The organism is Vibrio tritonius (genome assembly GCF_001547935.1).
In the GTDB taxonomy this organism is placed as follows: domain Bacteria; phylum Pseudomonadota; class Gammaproteobacteria; order Enterobacterales; family Vibrionaceae; genus Vibrio; species Vibrio tritonius.
In genome coordinates this window covers 650,632-672,212 of the sequence record NZ_AP014636.1, presented here as the reverse complement: position 1 = coordinate 672,212, position 21,581 = coordinate 650,632, and the positions used below count along the sequence as shown (strand labels likewise).

Here is a 21,581-nt window from a genome sequence, read left to right as displayed (position 1 = left end):
TCAAATTAACCTAACAACCAGACTTCAAATTAACTTTTTCATGTCAATTTGACACATAAACAAACTTAACCGCCTGAATCCAAAGCACTCATCTCGCATCCAAAACGAATTAACTGCATTTTGTTACAAACGACATGAGGATTAACGCACATTGAAAGCGGATATTCATACCCTATTCATCTAAGCTTTGTTACAGTAGCCGGACATTAACAGAGAGAGGTAATTTTATGAGCCGATTTATTGTTGCCGCATTGGCGGTTGCCACCGGCCTATTTGCTCTGATTTTTAGCGTGCTGGTCGCCATTCCATTGACCATCATTGCCTTGATTACAGGTAAAAAACTGAATCAACAAATTCGCCGCAACTCGTTTCATCAACCACAAAACGAGCGGGCAGATCGCCAAGACCGCGTAATTGATGGTGAGTTCGAAGAAGTGTCTCGTAAATAGAAGCGACCCCGACGATAACCACTGGCACTTATCGATAGACCTAACTTAAAAAACGAAGCTCGTTAAACCTAGATTCGATAAACAGAACAAAGCCGATAAACGTATGACTCGTTTATCGGCTTTCCCTTTTTTGCGTATTTACGCATTGCAGTTTGTCGTGAACTGCCAATATTAGATGCTGACCACCACGCGTAGAGCAAGTGCTAACAGCACACACCCGGAGACTCGGTCAATCCATGCTGCTTTCGCTCTTAGCCTATCCAACACCGCGGCGTTTGAAAGTAACAAGACGATTAACGTATACCACATGCCATCGACGATAAATGGTGTCATGACAATGGTCGCTTTTGCGCCAACTGTATGGCCGATGCTGACAAATTGGCTAAACAGCGCAATAAAAAACAGGGTGATTTTCGGGTTCAGCACTGAAATCAAAATGCCTTCTTTCGCAGACTGCAAATTACTAACTCGCTCACCACTTTCCATCCGCGCCGCAACGCCGCCTTTTGAGCGCAGCGCCATCACACCAAGATACGCAAGATAGAGCGCACCAGCATAACTAATGGCATCAAATACCACGGGCATATTGTGAAGAACCACTGCCAAACCAATCATGGTAATAAAGGCGTACATCGCGATACCACACGCATGCGCCCATGCGGTACACAACCCATTTGATCGCCCACCCGCTAAGGTGTGTTTCACCACCATTGCTAAACTAGGCCCAGGAGACATCGCCCCTAACAGGGCAACAGCAAAAAGAGATAACCAAGTAGTAAATGTCATGCTTATTCGTTCTGAAAATCAGCCTCATCCCTTGTTCTTCTCTCACCGTGAGTTGAAAAGCGAAAAAGGAACATCAACGTAACAATAGCCAGTATTCTGGCCTCCCTGTTCTAACCCCAAATAACCTCGCGATACGAGTTTTTTGGGGATAGGTTTATTCAATAATGAAGAACGAATTCCCCTTCAATATCACTTGCGCCAACGTCTGCTTTTGCCAAACAATCAACGCCATGAGTAACACCTAATTCCGCTAATCCATAGTGACTTAATATCGCCAATACTTGCGCTTTAGAGGCCACGCCAGATTGCACACCAGCGGGTGCATCTTCAAATACGATGCAATCTTCTATCGCAATACCCAAGCTGCTTGCCCCTAGTAAATAGGGTTCTGGGTCTGGTTTCCCACAGGTGATTTTTTCCGCAGTAATCAGCAGCTCCGGCATAGGGATTCCTGCCGCACGAATACGTGCCGATGCCACAGGATACGTACCGGAGGTCACAATGCCCCATGGTACACCCAGCGCATTCAGCTGTTCTAAAAACGCCACAGAACCATCAAGTGCAACGGTTCCTTCGGTATCACGCGATTCAAGATCTTCTAACCACGCCATCTCACTATCAAGATATGCCTCGTCTTTATCCGGCATCAGGAGTGATAACGATTCCCGTGCAGGTCGCCCGTGGATCACCGACATAACATGCTCGGCATCTAAGCCATTGCGCTTAGCCAGTAACGTCCAAGAACGTTTCACTGCGCCCATTGAATCAATAAGTGTGCCGTCTAAATCAAATAGGCCAGCTTTAAAGCGTAGAGTGGTTGTCATTATATGTTCCTGATTTTTCTTCCCATACTACGCTGGAAATGGCAAGTTTCAACCAAAAATGAACTTGATATCATCCACTCTTTTTTGAACTTATGTGTGGGGATCCCGTTGGACAGATAAGCGCACTATACCGAGTATGATTGCCCAATATCTGGGTTCAGATAGCCCTAGTAAAGTCGTGACGAATTTTAATAAAAACTCGTTATTTTTTAACAAAAAAACGGCAGATTGGCTGATATAGTGACCCCTTTAACGAACAAGCGCCGCTGCAATCAGCGGCTTTTCGCAATAGGATAATCACTACCCCCAAAAACAGCAGAATTCGTCTTTATCGATCACCTTAATCACATCATCCAGCGTTTTAACCGACGAATCTGGCTCGTAGCTATGCCACTTTAAATCTGCTCTCATCCAGAAAATACTCCATGTATCCTTTGTCCTAACGTATGTTGCTTTTGCTACTGGAGTTTCGATGATGTTAGAACGGTCTTGAAAGTGAGGGCGAATCTCGAAAATTTCTACACTTTGACCAGAGATCCTAAAGCCAAGGTCGAAATCCTTTCTGGCACTCGGTTCAGGTCTTCTTGCATCAATATATTGACCCACTATTTTCTCATAACGCTTTTGTTCGAATTCGGAAAATGCCATAACAACCTCAGTTTAAAATCATTTATCGTTAGTCTAACGAATTATTGAACTGAAATGTACAAAAGCCTTGGTAGCTATTCCCGCTTGTCTTTGTAAGCAGTTTTAATTAGTTTCGGCTGAGCAAGCCGCAGATTAAGGCGAGGCTTAACCTCACCTCAAATCGGCTTATTGCCGTACTTGCACTATTTTTCTCTGATGCTGGCTATGCTTAATCAAGCTCTCAATGTAGTTGGTATTGGTAGAATCTAAAAACGCATCCCATTCATCTAACAGCAAATTATCGGTAGTTTCGTTGATAAGCCACTCTAAACACGCTTGTGAATATTGGCCATCCGACAGGTCGGCTTGCTGTTCATCTCCCCCCCAAGGCCAAGATAAACGGTATCTAGGATTAAAATAATAGGCTCCCGTTTGTTCTCGAAGCGACATAAGAAATGTGGTTTTTCCCGACCCATTCGGCCCCCGAACAGAATAAAGCCCGTGATTGGCATGAAGTAACTTTTCTTGGCTCTCTACCTGAGCAACGCTTTCGTCAATAATTGAAACCCGGCTATGCTCAAACAAGTGTTTCTCTACAGGTCGCGAAAATACCTCTAACAACTTTATTTGCCCTTTCATATTGGGGAAAGAAATCACAATTGTGATTAGGCCCGTTGCAGAGTTCAACAAATAAAAAATTCTCGTTAGATTGATAACCAAGGCAAACTTTATTGAATCACTCACTTCATGATTCGCTAGCATCCACACCATAAAACTAATGGTGGGAAGCAAAGAACACATGGAGATAATAAAATAGACTTTGTATTTATATTTGGCTTCAGACATTCTCGCTGTTAAATACCTTGTAACCTTTACCCTCTTAGTAGATAAAAAGCTTTGGTAATTAACAGGTGAACCGTTGTGAACATTGTCATGAATGCTCGCTAACTCATTCGTCACATTCGCCCCAGCTTGCGTGCGCTCTATTGCTAAGTGTTCCATTGTTCGAGAAACCCAATGCTGAACAATACCTACCAACAACATGCTGATCATGACCGTAAATATAAAGCGATAATCCAGCTTAAAGCTGATAACAAGCAGGCTTAAAAAGAAGTTCAAAAACGTTGCCCAACTTTCAAGACAATATCTCACATAACTCGTTATCGATTCTTTACCCTGAGTGACGAACGCTCCAAGCACCTTGTCACGTTGAGTTCGCTCTGTGCATTGCTGGTACTTTTTCGCCGCAGAATCCCAGAATAGGTCGAAACAAGAGCACAACCAACGCTCTTCATAAACGTCAGAAAAATAGGCAATCCCATGAGGAAGCGTCATACAGGAAACGTAAGATAGCAGCCATAGCCGGAACTCTGCGCTATCGAAGCCATAATGGTCTAATGCATAAACGATTTGAACCGATGAATAAACAGAAAAGGCAATCAGAGATTGATGCACTAGAATCAAAAGTACAGCTATGAGCGAGTTAGCGTTGAAAAGATCAAACGCTATCTCTTTTGAATTTCGAAATTCCATTGTAAGTCAAACCTAGAATTTAATAGTCGAAACCATCTATACAAAAATTTGCATAGACAGCAAAAATATCGCTATGTAAGCCATGTTTTATTGAGTAATAAAACCGCTACTAAATTCGTTGAGGTTTAATCTAACAAAGTAAATCACCTTCTAAGAGTGGTATCAAATTATGCCATCAGTGGAGCATAATTCGCTCAACAAGTAAACAACGAAAAAGAAGAACGCTTCTCCATTCATAAAACTTATAGAGTTCAATAACTAAAGAGAATATCTCACGCTAATCACATGGGGTATTGTCATCCGTAAAGGTCTTTAATTAACGGCTCAATCCGCTATGCAAAACGTTGAACGTCCGGTATGCTTTTCTCGGATACACAAATGACCTCAAGATACACAATTCTAAGCTTCATCAATCAGTGCAGGTCAAACTCAATTACGGTAGAAATGGTCGTTTCCTTTCAACGTAATGAGGTATACATAAAATAAAAAGGAGAGAACATTGTTTGTCTTCTCTCCCGCTAACATCATATTGCATTTGAGAACGAGAAAGTGAACCAACTAAAGAAAGAGATCACCCTACTCTCTGGCGTGGGGCAGCTTTCCACTACCCTAATGGGAACAGGGCTGTTTATGATCCCTGCCGTGGCGGCAGGGATTGCGGGCAATTATACCTTATGGGCGTGGATTGCCCTGTTTATCGCTATTTGCCCAATAGCGCTGACTTTTGCCACCCTAGGAAAGCACTATCCCAGCGCGGGAGGTACAGCTTACTTTGTACGCCAAGCATTTAATAGCCGGATGGAAAATGCTGTCGCATGGTTATTTGTTAGCATTATACCGGTTGGAATCCCTCCGGCTGTAAAACTGGCGAGTGGCTTTTTGCAGCCTCTACTGCCAGATGCAATCAATTCGCCTTTATTTGCACAAACATTTACCCTTGCTCTATTACTGGCGGTGAACCTTTCCGGCAGCAAATCATCGGGTCGAATTCAAACTGTTATCGCAATTAGCATCTTTGCGTTAATAGGGGCTTTTCTGTGGAAGGGCAATATCGGTTGGCAAGATACCCAAATGCCATTAATGCAAAGCGAACAATGGTTGCCTATTTCGTTGGCATTAGGAGTGATGTTTTGGTGCTTTGTTGGAATAGAAGCCTTTGCTCATATGGGCGAAGAGTTTAAAAACCCGCAACGCGATTTTCCTATCGCTATTTTGGTTGGCTGCTTTGTGGCTGGCGCTACCTACTTTGCCTGCACCGTCGTGGTATTAAAATTCCATGCTTATGGCAGCGAAAGCTTTGATAGCGGGTCGATACCGTGGCTAAGTGCGCAACTGTTTGGCCCTCGCCTTGCCTCGGTCATCAGTTTAATTGGCTTTTTCGCCTGCTTCGCCAGTATCAACCTTTACACCCAAAGCTTGGCGCGCATGGTGTGGGCACAGGCGAGACAACATCGTCCAAATTCCCCCTTGGCGACACTCAGTGAGCGAGGCGTACCAAAACGCGCGACGTTATTGGTGTTTGGCGTGCTACTCGCGTCTTGCTGGTTAGGCGAACTGACCAACATGGAACTGCCCGTGTTCCTTACCCTAGCCAACAGTGTTTTCGTCATGATTTATCTTTTGGCGATGCTATCGGCAACGCGACTTCTTCACGGCAAAGGCAAGGCATTGGCTTACATCGCATTATTACTGTGTGTATTGGTGTTCGTCTGTTTGGGCTGGGCAATGCTTTATGCCCTCATGATACTGCTGATTTTTATGCAGCCTTGGAAGCGAGCGTCCACGATAAATAGAACACTTCCCACTGCGGATGAGAGCCATTAATGTACCAGCTATATTATTCACCTCGTAACGCCAGTGCTGCAGTGCACTGGTTACTGCACGCTCTCGATGTTCCTTATGAATTAATTCGAATAGATCGTAAGCAGCAACAACATAAATCCGCCGAGTATTTAGAGCTTAATCCATCAGGGAGAATTCCTACTCTTTTGATCGACGGTAAGCCATTAACAGAAACCGCTGCTATTTTAGTGACCTTGTGCGAACGCCACCCACAGAAGATGTACATGCCAACCATAGACCAAAATGACCGAACTCACTTTTGGCAATGGATGATGTACTTAACCAATACATTGCAAAATGAGTTGATGATTTATTTTTATCCGCACACTAACGACCCACATGGAATTGATGCGATAAAACAGGCACAAGCAATACGGTTAGACGAGATTCTCGCACTCATCGACCGTGAACTGAGTCAACATAGCTATCTTGTGGGAAACGCTCTTACAGCATGTGACTTTTTTCTTTTCCTGCTTGGCTATTGGTCTTTAGCGTTACCTAACCCACTGCCAAATTACCCCAATTTGCACCGCTATCTCCGATTGATGGCTCAACACCCTAGCATCGTTGCGACAAATGAAATTGAACAATTTGATTTGGCGTGTGACGAACTAAAGTAAATACTTCGCAAAGCTCACACTCTAAATGACCACCAAGAATTTCGTTATTAATGTTTGTGATCACCAACAAAAAATGGTGGTGAGATAATAATAGAGATGCAGATTAAAAACTTTACAGATAGGATTTTTGAAAACTTCTTTGTTTTCATGTTATTTAAATAACAAATTAAACAATAACCTTATTTTATAGGTATTCACTGTCAGAAAATATTACAGTTTGCTCTGTAAAACCATTGTAAGTCATTGATTTATCGTTATGGCACGACCAATGCAGTATTGGAACTAATATCACGTAAAAGTGAAACATAAGTCTAATAACTACATAGGAGCCATTCGATTGAAAGCAGTGATTCGTTTAATTCTGGTTTGTATCTGTTTTATATCCAGCCTAGCCCAAGCAAGCTATATCACAACAGGTACTCTACACCAAACCGCTGTCGGTACAACCATTGACTATTGGTATTTTTATCTTGAATCAGATGACGTTGTTACCATCAATTTAAGAAGTTTCAATAATTCAGGGTGGTTTTGGCGCAGCACAGTCGCATTAGATTCCGTATTTAATCTCTATTCTTACGATGGGAACCTTAACGCCTCTGACCGCATTGCCACCAATGACGATTCTAGTCGTTCTCGTAATAACGACGCCTACAGCGATGGCAGCACCATCTCTCAGGACTCGTACCTATCAACTTACCTAACCGCAGGTGCTTATGTGCTTCTGGTTAGTGATTACAATATAAACGAGTACCTAACTGACTTCGATATTTTAACTGGGATAAATATTGGCGACAATTTACCGAACTTTCAAACCTATGCAAACTACGCGCTAACATGGAGCGAGAATGTTGGTTTTAGTGACGACGATGCTGGAGATAACAGTGACGATACGGGTCACACCGATGTACCAGAGCCGCCTACCCTGTCGCTATTTTTGATTGGCTTACTGGGGCTTTACCAAGTAAGAAATAAACTAAAGTGGCGAGCTTAACGTAAGAGCATTTAACAACTACCACAAGATTCATAGCCACGCATTTATGCTATGAATCTTGTGGATATGCTTGCAGCCACCTACATCCGACGTTACTATGACTTTGGGATGAGATACGGACATGGCATAAGGCTGATGTTTTGAGGTAACGTGGTAATGTATTCTCGTATTGTAGAAGTATCATTGAGTTGGGCAGTCATATTGTTGCTGTCAGTGATGACGTTCGCCACTTTTCCTGCCAAAGCAGAACCTTCTGTGTTTCCCACACACTCTCAAATAACCATCCAATCGAAATCTCAGGTAGATTCATGCCATGCTAACCCATCGAGCTGTTTTAGCAGCTGTTTAGGAATTTACCTTCATTTTGAGCTTTCATCCTTCGCCATTATCCACCCAACAAGTCAGCAATATGAGGCGCAACCGGCAGTATTAAAAACACTGACGCACACTCCTTATTTGCGCCCCCCGATACTAGGTTAGTCTTTTTAATCTTCAGTACCGTCACTGTTAGCTTCTCCTCACTCGTCAACTGACAAGTGAATGGCAGAGCGAGCATACGTTTTCGATTACTTTCATCTACTATTTAAAAAAAGGACTCATCATGAAGTCATTTTACTGGCTAACCGCCCTCTTTCTTTTTGCTAGCACATCAACTTATGCCAATGATGCCGAAGAGTTTGCAACTCTGTCGCCAGAGCAGGCCCTAATTAAGGCGAACGAATGGTACGGCACAAATAAAGCAAGTGTACAGGTATTCCCGGATAAAATTGTGGGTAAATTCCCGCAAAATGAGGTCTCGATTCCTATTACGAGCAAACATCTCATTTCCATTGCGCCTTATCTAAAGCACACGCATCCTTGTACATTTCATGTTCCGACTGGGTGTACTGGAGAGTTACGCAACGTATCACTCCACATCACCGTTCGTCATGTTAATTCGGATAAGTTGGTCTTCGATAAAGAGGTAACAACAGGAAAAAACGGATTCGCAGATATCTGGCTCCCAAAATCAGCTAACCAATATAAAATCAATATTCAATACCAAGGGAAAACAGCCATAGCTGACGTTTCAACGCAAAACAACGCCCCAACCTGCATCACCACTATGCAGCTAATTTAACGGGTATAGCGAGCAATAAAAAAGCTCAGGCATAAACCTGAGCTTTTTCTTTTAAGCAGATTGAGGTGTGTGTTCTTGTGAGGCGCGCTGAAATGTTAGAAGGTTACCGACGTGATGAATAACATCGTCACGCCGTGGATTTGCTATATAAGTGGCTCGGACTTGTTCAACACCCAGATAAAGTGTCGGCTGCGCGACACTTATCCTTGTTTGTTAGGTGTGTAATTTTACTCTTCAATATTGAATTTCCATCCAGAGTTTGGTGTTGTTTTACGTTCGATAGATATAATTTTTTTGTCTCTTAAAATGGTAGTTAATATCTCTGACAGCCTTCTATTTATACTTTCATCCGATGAATATTTTTTGTCATCTTTAATAAACATTTATGAATCCTCATTTGATTTTAAGGTGTCATTAAACAGTATACTCTTGTGAACATAATTAATCATTTCAATAATAGTTTCATTATCAGAGAGTTCATCCACACCCTCTTTATATCTTTGCGGATAGTTTTTCACCACATCTAATAAATTATTTCTTTGTTCCTCAGATATAGCCAAACCCGATACAGTTATACTACTCTTTGTCAATGCTGTTTCTGATACGACTGTAGATAAGTTTAATGTTGTCAAATATTGAATAACATTAGGAAAATAATGTTCATTATTTTTAGTATCATACGCACTTATTACTAATTTTGTTTCTTCCTCGTCATCCCAACTATAAAAATCAAAACTATATTTAAACTTACCATTATCAATCAAATCAACCTTAGATTTTAATTCTACTGCTACAACATTTCCTTCTTCTGCAGCTTTCTTCAAGATATTATACACATCACCTAAATAAGCATAAGTGGAAAGATTACCTGTACTTTTATCTATGGCGATACTAGGAGAAATATTATTTTCTGGGTCACCAGATAGAGCTCCAGATACACCAGAAGACTGAGCTATTAATTCAGCAGCCCTACCAGTAGCGAACCACTGTGCGGCTGATGCTCCTGTTCCACCACCAGTAGCACCGAAATTCATTTTAGCAAGAACTGAATGAGCGTTAGTGATAGAGCCTTTAGGAGAAGCGACACCTGCTGGCGTTAAAATAACATTTGTATTTCCATTTCTTGGCTCAGCTATTGTTTCTGAACCATTGTAACTATGAAATTCATAATCAGGTATCAACGGGTCAATAACTCCCTCTTGCCGCTTATATCCTAATACGAATTTTGCTGGATTTCCGGAACTAGGCTCTGACCCTACCTCTAAGCCTATTGTGGTGTTAGTAAAAAAAACCAAATGATCATTTGAGGCACAACTAGTTAATACTGCAGATAGCAAAATAACTGATAATTTAAATCTCATATAACCCCCTAAATATTATCCTATTTGAAGGTGATATTCCCTTTTGATACATTATCATCAACTACAAAGACTTCACCTATTACACTGTTACAGTAGTCCGTTTTCTTGTAATCCATTTCCATTCTTTTATTACTAAAATACCCTATTCCGAAGTTAACAACCCCAAGTTTTAATCCACCACCTTCAATATATGAGTATTTACAACCAATATCTGACACAGTATTACTCTTAAAAGCTCCTATGTATAAATCTCCATCGTAGGTAGCAATATATCTGTAAGAACAACCATAAATAAACATAAAAAATGTGAATATAAACAATTTTTCTCGTAAAAACATATATCCCCAAGACAAATAAGTACAAATTATAATACACAATCGCGATAGAGCGCCCCATTACCACGGCAACCAGACGAAAGAATTTAGATCACACTTTTGAGCCCAAACGCTCATTATTCAACCAGCGAAACCTGAATTTGGGAGCTAATGATAAAGGATAATGTGATTTAGTTCGCTTCATGCGGAGCCCCTGGTGTAGCACCAATGAATCTTGAAAGTGGTTAGTACAAAGGCAACCGTTTTATACATGGCGATAATGTCAGCCTTGCAATCAAATCCGGTTATCAAAGCTACTTATCAGCACCTTTTGACTGTCGGAAAACCAAAGAAAATTGCCATTATTGCTTGCATAAGAAAGATGGTTATTATCTTAAATTCGATGCTAAGGGATGGTGTAAAATGGGATCCCCAATTGGCCTATATTTAATTATTGACACCATGGTCTCTTGTTAGGTCAATTTTTAGACGGAAGGCTTGGTAACTTTACTGCTGAAAAATAATCTACAGTTTCGTTGTTTACGACTTTATTGGCTGCCGTCATAAATTGTGTGGTAGACGCGATTACTATTTTTAACGCCTGAACTTCATCTTCGTCATTAATAAGTTTTGCTCGCAACAAAGACTCATCATAGATATTTTTCAATGCGAGTAAATTTTGACTGGCTAGGTAATAACCCGACCAAGAACGCTTAAAAGCAAACAATGATGAAATGGAACTTACGAAAAGAAGCAATATGGAAACAGTCTTCCCAAGTTCCGATGAGCTATTGAGACCATACAATATGACTAGAGATACAGACATTAATAGTCCCGAAATATAAAAGCACAAGCGGTGTCTGGGGTGCCGATTCTCATACCATTGCAAGTTATACTCAAAGCTTCCCTTTATCTCAGGGCCTTTGAAAAATACAAGCTCATTTAAAGACTCCAAGTAGTCATTCAACTTCATCCTAGCTCTCCCTTTCTTGGAATTGCACTCATTGACCTAACGTCTAATCCAATGGTGCATGGACACCATTATTACAACAAACAAGTAACTTCAAACCAAGAATGCCAGACGTTATATGCATCCATTGAAATTTTTGTATGGATAATAACTACTCAAATTAGGGTAAAGTGAGACCCAGGCTTTAGCAGCAACTAAAGCTCTCTATGTAGTAGTTCGATGCTTCGATGGATCCTCAATTGAGAGACCGATAACAAGAAAGAACGCTACATAGATCTCCAAGCACCACACTCGAATAGTCTTCTGGGCCTCGAACCCGTATTATGCAAGCAAGAGTTAGCTTATTATGAATACACACTCACATCAAAACATTAATGTCGGTGTTGATACCGGCAAAACAAAACTTGATATTTACATCCGTCCTCTCGACATCTTCTTTACCGTTTCAAACGATGAAAAAGGCATTCAAGAAGCTGTCCAGACCATTAAAAAATACCATCCAGATCGTATTATTGTTGAAGCAACTGGACGACTAGAAATGCCATTTATTTTGGCCTGTTCAAAAGCCAACTTACCGTTTGTTATAGCGAATCCAGTTCATATCAAAAGGTTTGCTGGAGCCATCGGTAGAAGGGCTAAAACAGATAAACTCGATGCCCATTTAATTGCCTATTTTGGTGAGGCTGTTCAGCCAAAATTGACAAAGCTAAGACCTGAAATCATGCGATTTATGAGTGAGTTAGTCACTAGACGACATCAAATCATGTCAATGCAAACCATGGAGAAAAATCGCATTCAGCAGATGCCAAAATCATTAGCATCAACCATCACTCCAATACTTAACATCTTCGAAGAACAGATCGAAAAGATAGAAACGCTCATCTCACTACTCATTGAAAACGTACCTGCGTATAAAGAGAAAAGTGACCTATTACAAAGCGTTCCCGGAATCGGAAAAATCTGTGCTGCATCAATCATCAGTAACGTCCCTGAACTTGGTTTTATTAATAATAAACAAGCTGCTTCTTTAATCGGTGTAGCACCAATGAACCGTGAGAGTGGTTTGTACAAAGGCAAACGTTTTATACAGGGTGGGCACTCACAAGTTCGAACCGTTTTATACATGGCTATGATGTCAGCCTTGCAATCAAATCCGGTTATCAAAGCTACTTATCAGCACCTTCTGGCTGTTGGGAAACCAAAGAAAGTTGCCATTATTGCGTGCATAAGAAAGATGGTTGTTATCCTAAATTCGATGCTAAGAGATGGTGCCAAATGGGATCCCAAATTGGCCTAAATTTAATTATTGACACCATAGTCTCTTGTTAGGCTTTGTTCATAAAGATCACGATAACACCAATAAAGTGATGTTTAGAATCTGTGTCGACATAGTACCCATCTATATCATCCATTATTCGACCTTCTACATCTTTGCTAAGTGTGAAAATTTGGATATCGGTGTCAATACCAGCTAAATTTCCGACTTCAGACAACCAGTTACTATAGTCATCTTTAATTTTTTTCACTTGTTTATCTAGTTGTGCTGAATCATTTGTAGGGGCTACAGTGTGGACAGCAGAGAATAAACCCACTTCAACAAAAGACTTACCTGTTGGTCCGGATAAAGTTAAAAATTCTAAGTTTCGCTTTAAGTCTTTTATTACTAACTTTCTAGCGGGATTAAAGCTTTTAAGCTCGATAATACAAAAGGGAGTATTTCCATTGCCCTTATATGGCATTACATCTGTATAAACAGCAATATCTACACGACCTTCACGTTCCATAAAAGGAGAACCTTTTCGGATAATAGATGACCCTCTAACCATTGGATTGCCCCGTTTAATTAAAGGAAGGCAATCTTTAGCAACTTTCTTAACGCTAGCTTCAATATATATTTGATAAGGATCTGCGTCAGGTCCATTTAATCTGCCAATCTCCTTAGCTACATTAACCGTAAATAAGTATTCAGCCCCGAATCTTGCAGCAGGGTCATCAGTGAAATTTAGAGTGTCAGCATATGCTTGATTCATTCCGGACTTAACTTTGCTTACTATGTCGCCAATTATTTTTTTCACAATCTACCTACTAAAATCAGATTGAAGCCTAACGCCCCAATCAATTGCGCATTGCGCGGTGACTAAAGCGTTTGAAAAACTTTGAAACGCAACCACGAAGGTTGACTGCGTCAATTGCATTGGATTGTTATACGTACAATTCCTCAAACCCTAATGTGAAATGAGTTTTACTTAAATCTGCTTTAAAAATTGGAATCTTTTTGGGTCCAACCAATGATGCAATTGCATCAATATCTTTTGCAGATGCTCTACAACCAATAAATACAGCAGATATACAGTCTGCCGGTAGCTTAAACAAGAATATTGACGACGGAAGAACAGCTAATGAACCGTATATTTCATTTAAAATTATTTCGCTAGGACTAAACTTCATTTCTTCATTATCATCTGTCGAATTTCCGTCCCACTCTTGATTGTCAAAATGTTCGTATTCTTCAGGATTTACTTGGAAAGTAATCGAATTATCATCTTCATATAAAACATCAAACAAATCGACATATAAATCATCATAAAAATCATGAAGTTGCTCAAAAATCTTCCGATCAACTCGAACATAATCAGCGAACCTCAATTTAGGTAAGATTCGGTGTTCTTTTTCATAAATCCAGTCATCACTTTTTGTAAGCAATAAATCTTTTACACATACATCTTTTTGCAAGGGCGAATAACGCTCACGGTTATATAAAACTCGTTCTATTGTGTCTGTCATTGAAAGTTTATAATTGAAATAGTAATTTAGTTTTTCATAATCAAATTCAACAACAATTCCCTTATGCTCATTCGCATAATGAGACCACATTAACAAATTATTATAATTTTCAGTAAAGGAAATTACTCCAACCTCATTAAAGTTGCCGTCAGAAGAAAATTGCTCCACTTGCTCGAAAAAATCCTCACCAAGACCATCTCGTAATATATGATCAATTAAATCTTGTGCAGGACTAAGTTCAAAAGGATCATTTAATACACCACGCTGACTCGCACGTAAGCAATAATTATTAAAAAACTCAGATCTGAAAGGCATATATTTGTATATTTTCTTCATACTCCTCCGTACGTATAACGATTAGCACAGCAGCACACGCGCAGTTGTACCAACAAATAATTTACTTCAAACCGCAAGCGCCCAAGTAAAATGTGTCTGCTGCTGCGCCTGGTTAAAAAAAGATATCTTTTGTAACCACTGACCACAGAAGCAAGCACGAACGTTGCCGCATTCTCGGCAGCTCCAACGAGCGCTGCAACCCGATATGTTTCCACCGACAAACCTGCAACACCACTAAACCATTCAGAAGTTGATGAACCAGCCGCCCACCGAAGTAACGAACAGCTAATTGCCACTTGATGATACAAAGTTGGCGAACCTGTGGAATGGCGATATTAGCCTTGCGCTGAATCCAAACGGCTTTCACCAAAGAAAGCAGAAATCAACAACAGAACGGCTGTAAAAACTGACTCGGATATTGAAGCGAATACAGAACCAAACCTATTAAATTAGCTTTGCCCTTTTGCAGCTTTTTAACGCCGTGCTCTGGGGCAAACCGAAGCGCAGCGTAGGTTTGTCCCTAGCAGCACTTTGTTATGTGCCATCTCGCTGTTTAATATGATCTTGCGTGTCAGATGGAATCAAATCAGCGTAAAGATCCTCTAGCTCTCTTGGCTTGGTAATGAGTTCTTCAGCAATAAAATTTAAGATGCCAAATAACTTTTGAGCAATTTCGGTATTATCGTCCAAGTTTATTTGCCCAGGATGAACGGCATTGTTTCCTATTACCCTTAGCAAATCCAAAGCCTGCTGTATTTTTGGGCTCAAGCCCTCAGCCACCAATGACTTTATATCATTGTTAATATTCTTTCCGCTCTTGCCTACTTGCTCCAATAATTTTTGAAGAGCCAAACGCAAGAGAGCCGTCGCACCCTTTGGTGAATCAACGAGAATTGACGAAGCTTCAAGATATAGTACTTTGATATCTTCGTTTAAATCTTCATTCGGCGGTGGTAGCGTCGTTTTCTTGGGGTAAACAATTTCTTTATTTACCCACAGCGTAAAATCGCCACAGGAAGAACAAGTTGCTACTGAAAAACCTTTAGGAACATAATTATAAAAATTCTTTTGAAACCCACCATCTATTTCTTTCAAGAAACTGACTATGTGTTCTTGGGCATAGTCTCTAATACTTGGCCTGTAATTCAAATACAGGTGGTGAATTATACCCGTTGCTGTGCTTCCAGCGTTATTCGCTGTAAACCACTCTTGGCTGGCAACGGTGTTACAGTGCGGACACTGAAATTTCTTATTTCCATACTCAGGTATCATTAATCACTCCGTATACTGGAAAAGCACATAACGCCTTACTCACCGGAAAATGACGAGCGCCAGCGAGTTATTTTTCCGGTGCAGTAATTTGTTATGTTTTTAATCATCTTTAGTTGTCATGTGCCAACACCAATTGCATAAACCATGTTCGAATACGGCATCATACATTTCAGACCACGGAATACTGGCACCACAACGTTTACAACTTCGGGAAAACGGTTCCAACACTTCTTTATTAAAAACAAATGTTTGCTTCGCTGATAGGCTATCAACACCTTGATCCATAACCTGTTTAGTAATTCCCAGTGCAGCTCCTTCAAGATGTCCCATATCTATAAGCTGACCAAGAAAATCGGAAAAACCATCATCTTCATGCCAATCGTTGTGACCCATAAGCTCCTCCCAAAAGGAATTTTAAATATCCATCAAGTATATTTACGTATTTTTTATTTCGATGAAGCAGAGAAAAACATAACGCTTTGCTAAGGTGCAGCTAACCGACCACTGAAATTAAGCAAAGCCACTTAAACACTGAAGCCAATCGAACCAAAAATGCCAAAGGTTAGTTGTCACCCTTAAGCAATTTGTTGAAAGAAGCCGCTGCGCGGCAGAGTCAATAGCCTCTTGTCCATACTCTTCAGTAACACTGTCATTCCGACTGTGCCCACTGGAGAAATGATTATGACCCCTCATGAACAAGAACACTTCAATTTTCTTTACCAACAACATCTTACCAATCTAAAGTTGCAAGGCAAAAGACCAGCCACTATTGATGCCTACTCTCGTGCTGTTCGTCGTATTAGTGAGTTTTTTAACCGTTCACCTGACACGTTGACCACCGCTGAACTTCGCACTTACTTTGCGAGCCTTATCCAATCTCACTCATGGAGCACCGTCAAACTCGACCGTAACGGCTTGCAGTTTTTCTATCGCTACACCCTCAATCAGCAGTGGGAATGGTTAAATATCGTCAAACCACCGCAAGTGAAGCGTCTGCCGGATATTCTAACTCCTGAGCAAGTGGCATTACTGATAAGCACCACCAGAAAGCGCCACTATCAAGTGTTCTTCCTTACCCTGTACTCCATGGGATTACGCCTCGGCGAAGGACTCAACTTAACCACTCAAGACATCAACAGTAGCGCTATGCAAGTGCATATTCGTGAAGGTAAAGGCGGAAAGGACAGACTCATTCCCTTACCACAGAGAACACTGAATGCGCTTCGCTCTCACTGGCTTACCCATCGACATCCTACTCTTATATTCCCTGGCAATAATGATCAACAAAACACACCCATGGACAGAGGCGGAATACAAAAAGCCATGAAACAGGTGCTCAAAGAGTGTCATCTCAGCTCCGCTATTAGCCCGCATTCCTTACGCCACTGCTTTGCCACTCACCTGCTTGAACAAGGACTTGACCTACGTTCACTGCAAACTCTGCTCGGTCATGGCAGTTTAAATACCACTGCTCGCTATACCCAATTAACTCAACCCAAACAATACAACATGGCAATAGCGTTGAATCAACTGGCTGACCGCCTCACGTTAAGATGGGAGGACGCATGAGCGTTTTTATCGAACTGCTTCGCCAGTATCGTGATGAACTTGAGCAGCATTATGCCTCTCTCATCACCGATGACATCCGCCAAGCCATGGCCGCCATGTTACGTTGCCAAACCGAGCAACAAGGACGCTCTCAATGGTTTTGTTCTCATTGCCATCATGATGACCGATTGCCACTCTCGTGTGGTCACCGACACTGTCCTCAGTGCCAACACCGCACCACATCAGACTGGCAAGAGCGCCAAAAACAAAAACTCTTGCCCGTTCATTACTACATGGCGACCTTCACTTTACCTTATGAATTAAGGAGCCTAGCTCGTCAGCACCCCAAAGCACTCTATCAGGCAATGTTCACCGTCGCTTCAAGCGTATTAAAAGACTTCGCCCAAAGAGAACATAAAGGCGAACTGGGCTTTACCATCGTGTTACACACTCACAGTCGACAAAGAAACCTGCATCCGCATCTCCACGTTATCGTCGCTGGCGGCCGGTATGACGCTTCCCGGCAACAATGACACAAGGGCAATAAACGGTACTTGTTTAATGCCTTCGCTCTCGCGAAAGTCTGGCGGGCAAGACTGCTCGATGCCATCGTTCAGGATGACGTCATGTCCTTACCTAAAAACGTACCAAACAAGTGGGTGGTTGACTGCCGATGTGTTGGCTTCGGACTGCCCGCTCTTCAATATCTCTCCCGTTATCTTTACCGGGGCGTACTGCCAGACAAAGACATCATTAAAGTCACTGATACCGAGGTCACCTTCCGCTATCTAGACAGCCAAACTAACACGCATCAAACCCGGACTCTGCCCGTACTGAAGTTCTTATGGCTTATCCTGCAGCATGTCCTGCCCAAAGGAATGCAACGTGTCAGAGACTATGGCTTCTTGCGAGGAAATGCCAAACAGACACGCGTTAGGATCCAGTTGCTGCTACTTGCTTTGTTTTACTGTACTCCGCATAAAGAGCAACCGGTTAGAAGCAAAGCAGTGCGAGCTTGTCCCTGTTGTGACCACGAGATGGCTTGTGTCGGGGTAAGCCGACCGAGCTAGCCGAAAGGTAACCCGAATAAGGATAATGGCCGCAACTTTATTAATAGGAGATACACTGAAAAAAACACTGAAATGTTAGAGGGTTATCGACGTGATGAATTAACATCGTCACGCCGTGGCTTTGCTCGCCTTGAAAATACGGTCTACTCCGTATCTACCATAAACATCGAATCTACAATTTACTATATAAGTGGCTCGGGCTTGTTCAACACCCAGATAAAGTGTCGGCTGCGCGACACTTATCCTTGTTTGTTATGAGTACATTCAATGAGGGAGATTATTTGTTCTATTTGATAGACACATCTACACCGAGGAAAGTCGCGAGAGCCGCGATTAAACTTTTTGAAGCTCCAATTACAAATTCCTTTTCAGCACTAGAAGGAGCAATGGCGTATAGAAATGCAACAATAACTACAGTAGTTAGCATATTTCCGAGCAAACCACTAAAAGCGCCTTTGGCTTGAGTAAAAAAATTTCTTTCAAGAAAGCCAGCTGGTTCATAGTCATAAACAAACTTTTTCAATTTTTTTTCAAACTCTTTACTAAGCTCAGCTTCACGCTCAGATACTGCCTGTTCCAAGACAGTTGAAACTAGTTTTTCTGCTTGTTCTTGATAAAGTTTGAGTTTGGGTAGTTCAGAGCACGAAACATAAACTTGCATTTCTTTATCTGATGGTTTTTGTTGATGCTCTTGCTCATAGGCACGTATGTATTTTTGCTTGTTTAACTTATACATACAGTAAGCGATTTGACCTACCAAATCATACTCATCATCAACTAACTTTTCATAGACTGTATTATATGTCTTCTTTGGAATGGAAGTTTCACGTTTAGGATAAAGTTTGCTTAGCTTTTTTAAAGCGTTCATTCAAAGATGCCTTTGTCTCATTTTTAAACATCCCTTTGACCTTGTCAGACATAGGTTCATTGTTTTGAGCCCGTTTTAGAACCCTTTCAGAAAAATCCATTTTCTGATTGTTTTTATTAAAAAACATCATATAGACCTCCATTAAGCTCTATTATCAGATAGTTTAATCTAGCTTTAGTTGAAAATCCACTGTGCTATCAATACCGTACACATAACAGATATTATAAAGACAACGTCTGGATTTTCTTGTCTTTATAGAACTAATATTTTGTTTCAGAAAAACCACGATTTGCTAACAAAACAAATTGTTAACTTCTGGTCATACCTCAGAAAATACCGACATTGTCTTTTTAATCTATCCACAGGGCGTTTTTCTGAAAGCTGTATGTATATACAGTCTTTTTAAATTCACTACGCTACCGCCCTTTCTTTACAGAAATTCACATAGTTTTACAAACACCAATTGCATAATGGTTATACCAAAGGAGCGAGGTCCCGACCACCCAAAAGTGGTAGCTTGCACGGGTTATTACTCGGTTTTTGACGTTCGTAAAATAACCAAGTAAACAGGTTGCAATATGTAGTCAGGTATAACGCTGTATTTATGCTTAGTGATGACTTTCTCTACAGCTGGAAATGTAATTTATTGAAATATCGTCAGGTTTCGCTCCCTGTAGGGCAGAATGTGTGTTACAACGGTATAAAAATTACTCAATATGCCACTTTCGGCATACTCGCTGTGCTCGTTGTTAGAAGGAGATCATCATGAGCCAACAATGGAACTCTGCCCGTTACGCCCAAAATGCGGCGTTCGTCTCTGAACTGGGTTTGCCAGTAGTGACGTTACTCGATCCGCAAGCTGGTGAAGCAATTTTGGATCTCGGTTGTGGCGAAGGTTCATTGGCACAAAAGCTCATGGCGTTAGATTGCCAAGTGACAGGAGTCGATTCCAGTGCCGATATGGTCGCAGCGGCGAAAGCCAAAGGGGTAGCAGCGCAATGCGTAAGCGGCGATGCTCTGCAATTCGAAGCGCAATTTGATGCGGTATTTAGTAATGCCGCACTGCATTGGATGACCAACTATCATCCAGTGTTAGAGGGCGTTTATCGCGCTTTACGCGATGGCGGGCGCTTTGTTGCTGAGATGGGTGGCTTTGGGAACATTCGCTGCATTACCGATGCTATTGGTTCTGTATTTTCCGAAAACCCTAGTTGGGGCCAATACACATCTCCTTGGTTCTTCCCAAGCGATAGTGAATATCGTGCATTACTAGAACAACATGGTTTTGTGGTTGAACAAATTGAACTGATTGATCGTCCAACACCTTTAAACGCTGGCATTAGTGAGTGGTTACGCATTTTTGCCGAGCACGCAACAGCGCAGCTAACCGCTGAACAAAAAGAGAGCTTTCTCTCTCAAGTGGAAGAACGCGTTAAAAAGGCGCTCTACAGTGAAGAAAACGGTTGGGTTGCTGATTACGTGCGCCTGCGTTTTCGAGCACATAAACCAGCGCTGAATGTAGCAGATTTACCACAGCGTTGAGTCTCAATGTGAGATAGAGAGTGAGATAGAAAAAAGCCACCCAAGGCAGCAAGTCCCTGCGCTGGATGGCAACTGATATTACCTGTTTTGCATTTTAACTTATTAACATTGCTCTACTTTCACCTACAAGTGAACTTTTCAAAAGCCTGAGCCTGTATGTCGTAAATCACAGGCTTACAGCCCCATTTCTGCTTTGATTTGTTCCACCCATCCACTGACGCGTTGGTCGGTCATTGAAGATTGGTTATCTTTATCGATCACCAATCCCACAAATTCATCGCCATCCACGGCATTTGAAGAAACAAAGTCGTACCCTTCTAAGGGCCAAAATCCCACCATGGCAGCGCCTGTGTTGGCCACATAGTCGTACAGTTCTCCTAGCCCATCGACAAACTCATTGGCATATCCCACTTGGTCACCTAACCCAAACAGTGCCACTGTCTTGCCTGATAAATCCATATCATTGAAATTAGGGACAAATTCATCCCAACTTTCGTCTTCGCAATCGCACGCTAAGCCAGGCAGTTTTCCTTCACCTAGTGTGGGAGTACCAAAAATCAAAAAGTCGTACGCCAAAATCTCTTCCACTGTGGTGCGGTTAATGTTTTTCGGCTTATCGGCCAAATCGCCAAGCTGCTTTTGAATCTGTTTTGCGATTTTGCGAGTACTGCCTGTATCTGTCCCGAAAAAAATGCCTACTTGTGCCATAGGGTCACTCCTTTGA

24 protein-coding genes and 2 pseudogenes are annotated in these 21,581 nt (G+C 41.5%); 10 read left to right on the top strand and 16 right to left on the bottom strand.

Annotation, left to right across the window (positions count from 1 at the left end):
• Positions 1-227 precede the first annotated feature (227 nt).
• Entirely contained in the window at positions 228-449 is a 222-nt protein-coding gene (locus tag JCM16456_RS18235) for a hypothetical protein (RefSeq protein ID WP_068717180.1), read from the top strand.
• 171 nt (positions 450-620) lie between these two features.
• Here JCM16456_RS18235 and JCM16456_RS18230 read toward each other — a convergent pair whose 3' ends face one another.
• From JCM16456_RS18230 to JCM16456_RS18215, 4 genes are all read right to left on the bottom strand, one after another.
• Positions 621-1,235, bottom strand: a complete 615-nt coding sequence (locus tag JCM16456_RS18230; protein ID WP_068717178.1) for a LysE family translocator — start codon at positions 1,233-1,235, stop codon at positions 621-623.
• Between the two features lie 158 nt (positions 1,236-1,393).
• A complete protein-coding gene (locus JCM16456_RS18225) occupies positions 1,394-2,059 on the bottom strand; it encodes an HAD-IA family hydrolase (protein WP_068717176.1) in 666 nt (221 codons plus the stop codon).
• 300 nt (positions 2,060-2,359) lie between these two features.
• Positions 2,360-2,707 carry a DUF3024 domain-containing protein gene (locus tag JCM16456_RS18220; RefSeq protein WP_068717174.1) on the bottom strand — a complete coding sequence of 116 codons (348 nt, stop codon included), beginning with the start codon at positions 2,705-2,707 and terminating at the stop codon, positions 2,360-2,362.
• Between the two features lie 165 nt (positions 2,708-2,872).
• Positions 2,873-4,219, bottom strand: coding sequence for a P-loop NTPase family protein (locus JCM16456_RS18215; protein WP_068717172.1), 1,347 nt, complete (start codon positions 4,217-4,219; stop codon positions 2,873-2,875).
• Between the two features lie 549 nt (positions 4,220-4,768).
• Between JCM16456_RS18215 and yjeH the strand changes: the two genes are divergently transcribed.
• The 3 genes from yjeH to JCM16456_RS18200 all read left to right on the top strand — a co-directional run bounded on the left by yjeH (position 4,769) and on the right by JCM16456_RS18200 (position 7,672).
• A complete protein-coding gene (gene yjeH, locus JCM16456_RS18210) occupies positions 4,769-6,043 on the top strand; it encodes an L-methionine/branched-chain amino acid transporter (protein ID WP_068717170.1) in 1,275 nt (424 codons plus the stop codon).
• Positions 6,043-6,681, top strand: coding sequence for a glutathione S-transferase family protein (locus tag JCM16456_RS18205; protein ID WP_068717168.1), 639 nt, complete (start codon positions 6,043-6,045; stop codon positions 6,679-6,681). Before yjeH ends, JCM16456_RS18205 begins: the two co-directional genes overlap by 1 nt.
• Before the next feature lie 346 nt (positions 6,682-7,027).
• Positions 7,028-7,672 carry a DVUA0089 family protein gene (locus JCM16456_RS18200; RefSeq protein WP_231894489.1) on the top strand — a complete coding sequence of 215 codons (645 nt, stop codon included), beginning with the start codon at positions 7,028-7,030 and terminating at the stop codon, positions 7,670-7,672.
• Positions 7,673-7,767: 95 nt separating this feature from the next.
• Here JCM16456_RS18200 and JCM16456_RS23845 read toward each other — a convergent pair whose 3' ends face one another.
• Positions 7,768-7,938 (bottom strand): hypothetical protein, encoded by a 171-nt coding sequence (locus JCM16456_RS23845; protein WP_156430594.1) that lies wholly within the window; start codon positions 7,936-7,938, stop codon positions 7,768-7,770.
• 335 nt (positions 7,939-8,273) lie between these two features.
• Between JCM16456_RS23845 and JCM16456_RS18195 the strand changes: the two genes are divergently transcribed.
• Positions 8,274-8,792 (top strand): CueP family metal-binding protein, encoded by a 519-nt coding sequence (locus tag JCM16456_RS18195; protein WP_068717164.1) that lies wholly within the window; start codon positions 8,274-8,276, stop codon positions 8,790-8,792.
• Between the two features lie 227 nt (positions 8,793-9,019).
• On the opposite strand, the gene JCM16456_RS23840 is transcribed toward JCM16456_RS18195, so the two are convergent.
• Genes JCM16456_RS23840 through JCM16456_RS18185 form a run of 3 tightly spaced genes read right to left on the bottom strand, consistent with a single transcriptional unit; the run spans position 9,020 to position 10,491 of the window.
• Positions 9,020-9,175, bottom strand: a complete 156-nt coding sequence (locus tag JCM16456_RS23840; RefSeq protein ID WP_156430593.1) for a hypothetical protein — start codon at positions 9,173-9,175, stop codon at positions 9,020-9,022.
• The gene (locus tag JCM16456_RS18190; protein ID WP_068717162.1) at positions 9,176-10,153 is read right to left on the bottom strand and encodes a hypothetical protein; all 978 of its coding nucleotides are present in this window, start codon (positions 10,151-10,153) and stop codon (positions 9,176-9,178) included. It lies immediately after the preceding gene.
• Between the two features lie 20 nt (positions 10,154-10,173).
• On the bottom strand, positions 10,174-10,491 hold the full coding sequence (locus JCM16456_RS18185) for a hypothetical protein (protein WP_068717160.1): 318 nt from the start codon (positions 10,489-10,491) through the stop codon (positions 10,174-10,176).
• Between the two features lie 192 nt (positions 10,492-10,683).
• Here JCM16456_RS18185 and JCM16456_RS18180 point away from each other — a divergent pair.
• Positions 10,684-10,918, top strand: a pseudogene (locus JCM16456_RS18180) (IS110 family transposase); the annotation flags it as partial.
• A 27-nt stretch (positions 10,919-10,945) separates the two neighbouring features.
• Here the strand turns inward: JCM16456_RS18180 and JCM16456_RS18175 are convergent.
• Positions 10,946-11,440, bottom strand: a complete 495-nt coding sequence (locus tag JCM16456_RS18175) for a hypothetical protein (RefSeq protein ID WP_068717156.1) — start codon at positions 11,438-11,440, stop codon at positions 10,946-10,948.
• Positions 11,441-11,783: 343 nt separating this feature from the next.
• Between JCM16456_RS18175 and JCM16456_RS18170 the strand changes: the two genes are divergently transcribed.
• Positions 11,784-12,734, top strand: a complete 951-nt coding sequence (locus JCM16456_RS18170; protein WP_068717154.1) for an IS110 family RNA-guided transposase — start codon at positions 11,784-11,786, stop codon at positions 12,732-12,734.
• Positions 12,735-12,762: 28 nt separating this feature from the next.
• Here JCM16456_RS18170 and JCM16456_RS18165 read toward each other — a convergent pair whose 3' ends face one another.
• From JCM16456_RS18165 to JCM16456_RS18150, 4 genes are all read right to left on the bottom strand, one after another.
• Entirely contained in the window at positions 12,763-13,512 is a 750-nt protein-coding gene (locus tag JCM16456_RS18165; protein ID WP_068717152.1) for a hypothetical protein, read from the bottom strand.
• Between the two features lie 127 nt (positions 13,513-13,639).
• On the bottom strand, positions 13,640-14,557 hold the full coding sequence (locus JCM16456_RS18160) for a DUF2971 domain-containing protein (RefSeq protein ID WP_068717150.1): 918 nt from the start codon (positions 14,555-14,557) through the stop codon (positions 13,640-13,642).
• Positions 14,558-15,091: 534 nt separating this feature from the next.
• Entirely contained in the window at positions 15,092-15,652 is a 561-nt protein-coding gene (locus JCM16456_RS18155; protein WP_197655240.1) for a DUF4145 domain-containing protein, read from the bottom strand.
• A gap of 276 nt (positions 15,653-15,928) precedes the next feature.
• Positions 15,929-16,222 carry a hypothetical protein gene (locus JCM16456_RS18150; RefSeq protein ID WP_068717146.1) on the bottom strand — a complete coding sequence of 98 codons (294 nt, stop codon included), beginning with the start codon at positions 16,220-16,222 and terminating at the stop codon, positions 15,929-15,931.
• A gap of 288 nt (positions 16,223-16,510) precedes the next feature.
• Between JCM16456_RS18150 and JCM16456_RS18145 the strand changes: the two genes are divergently transcribed.
• A complete protein-coding gene (locus JCM16456_RS18145) occupies positions 16,511-17,398 on the top strand; it encodes a tyrosine-type recombinase/integrase (RefSeq protein WP_068717143.1) in 888 nt (295 codons plus the stop codon).
• Positions 17,395-18,447 (top strand): annotated as a pseudogene (locus JCM16456_RS18140) (IS91 family transposase). Before JCM16456_RS18145 ends, JCM16456_RS18140 begins: the two are co-directional and overlap by 4 nt.
• A 286-nt stretch (positions 18,448-18,733) precedes the next feature.
• On the opposite strand, the gene JCM16456_RS18135 reads toward JCM16456_RS18140, so the two are convergent.
• Both JCM16456_RS18135 and JCM16456_RS23835 read right to left on the bottom strand, forming a co-directional pair.
• Positions 18,734-19,315 (bottom strand): hypothetical protein, encoded by a 582-nt coding sequence (locus JCM16456_RS18135; protein ID WP_068717141.1) that lies wholly within the window; start codon positions 19,313-19,315, stop codon positions 18,734-18,736.
• Positions 19,278-19,445, bottom strand: a complete 168-nt coding sequence (locus tag JCM16456_RS23835) for a hypothetical protein (RefSeq protein ID WP_156430592.1) — start codon at positions 19,443-19,445, stop codon at positions 19,278-19,280. The genes JCM16456_RS18135 and JCM16456_RS23835 overlap by 38 nt, the downstream gene beginning before the upstream one ends.
• Before the next feature lie 635 nt (positions 19,446-20,080).
• Between JCM16456_RS23835 and JCM16456_RS18130 the strand changes: the two genes are divergently transcribed.
• The gene (locus tag JCM16456_RS18130) at positions 20,081-20,857 is read left to right on the top strand and encodes a class I SAM-dependent methyltransferase (RefSeq protein ID WP_068717139.1); all 777 of its coding nucleotides are present in this window, start codon (positions 20,081-20,083) and stop codon (positions 20,855-20,857) included.
• Between the two features lie 174 nt (positions 20,858-21,031).
• Here JCM16456_RS18130 and JCM16456_RS18125 read toward each other — a convergent pair whose 3' ends face one another.
• Positions 21,032-21,565, bottom strand: a complete 534-nt coding sequence (locus JCM16456_RS18125) for a flavodoxin (RefSeq protein WP_068717137.1) — start codon at positions 21,563-21,565, stop codon at positions 21,032-21,034.
• Between the last annotated feature and the right edge of the window lie 16 nt (positions 21,566-21,581).

What these genes read in the sequence shown, in the direction of transcription:
- JCM16456_RS18235 (WP_068717180.1), top strand. Translation starts at nt 228, where the DNA reads ATGAGCCGATTTATTGTTGCCGCATTGGCGGTTGCCACCGGCCTATTT.
- JCM16456_RS18230 (WP_068717178.1), bottom strand. Translation starts at nt 1,235, where the DNA reads ATGACATTTACTACTTGGTTATCTCTTTTTGCTGTTGCCCTGTTAGGG.
- JCM16456_RS18225 (WP_068717176.1), bottom strand. Translation starts at nt 2,059, where the DNA reads ATGACAACCACTCTACGCTTTAAAGCTGGCCTATTTGATTTAGACGGC.
- JCM16456_RS18220 (WP_068717174.1), bottom strand. Translation starts at nt 2,707, where the DNA reads ATGGCATTTTCCGAATTCGAACAAAAGCGTTATGAGAAAATAGTGGGT.
- JCM16456_RS18215 (WP_068717172.1), bottom strand. Translation starts at nt 4,219, where the DNA reads ATGGAATTTCGAAATTCAAAAGAGATAGCGTTTGATCTTTTCAACGCT.
- JCM16456_RS18205 (WP_068717168.1), top strand. Translation starts at nt 6,043, where the DNA reads ATGTACCAGCTATATTATTCACCTCGTAACGCCAGTGCTGCAGTGCAC.
- JCM16456_RS18195 (WP_068717164.1), top strand. Translation starts at nt 8,274, where the DNA reads ATGAAGTCATTTTACTGGCTAACCGCCCTCTTTCTTTTTGCTAGCACA.
- JCM16456_RS23840 (WP_156430593.1), bottom strand. Translation starts at nt 9,175, where the DNA reads ATGTTTATTAAAGATGACAAAAAATATTCATCGGATGAAAGTATAAAT.
- JCM16456_RS18190 (WP_068717162.1), bottom strand. Translation starts at nt 10,153, where the DNA reads ATGAGATTTAAATTATCAGTTATTTTGCTATCTGCAGTATTAACTAGT.
- JCM16456_RS18185 (WP_068717160.1), bottom strand. Translation starts at nt 10,491, where the DNA reads ATGTTTTTACGAGAAAAATTGTTTATATTCACATTTTTTATGTTTATT.
- JCM16456_RS18175 (WP_068717156.1), bottom strand. Translation starts at nt 11,440, where the DNA reads ATGAAGTTGAATGACTACTTGGAGTCTTTAAATGAGCTTGTATTTTTC.
- JCM16456_RS18170 (WP_068717154.1), top strand. Translation starts at nt 11,784, where the DNA reads ATGAATACACACTCACATCAAAACATTAATGTCGGTGTTGATACCGGC.
- JCM16456_RS18160 (WP_068717150.1), bottom strand. Translation starts at nt 14,557, where the DNA reads ATGAAGAAAATATACAAATATATGCCTTTCAGATCTGAGTTTTTTAAT.
- JCM16456_RS18150 (WP_068717146.1), bottom strand. Translation starts at nt 16,222, where the DNA reads ATGGGTCACAACGATTGGCATGAAGATGATGGTTTTTCCGATTTTCTT.
- JCM16456_RS18145 (WP_068717143.1), top strand. Translation starts at nt 16,511, where the DNA reads ATGACCCCTCATGAACAAGAACACTTCAATTTTCTTTACCAACAACAT.
- JCM16456_RS18135 (WP_068717141.1), bottom strand. Translation starts at nt 19,315, where the DNA reads ATGAACGCTTTAAAAAAGCTAAGCAAACTTTATCCTAAACGTGAAACT.
- JCM16456_RS23835 (WP_156430592.1), bottom strand. Translation starts at nt 19,445, where the DNA reads ATGATGTTTTTTAATAAAAACAATCAGAAAATGGATTTTTCTGAAAGG.
- JCM16456_RS18130 (WP_068717139.1), top strand. Translation starts at nt 20,081, where the DNA reads ATGAGCCAACAATGGAACTCTGCCCGTTACGCCCAAAATGCGGCGTTC.
- JCM16456_RS18125 (WP_068717137.1), bottom strand. Translation starts at nt 21,565, where the DNA reads ATGGCACAAGTAGGCATTTTTTTCGGGACAGATACAGGCAGTACTCGC.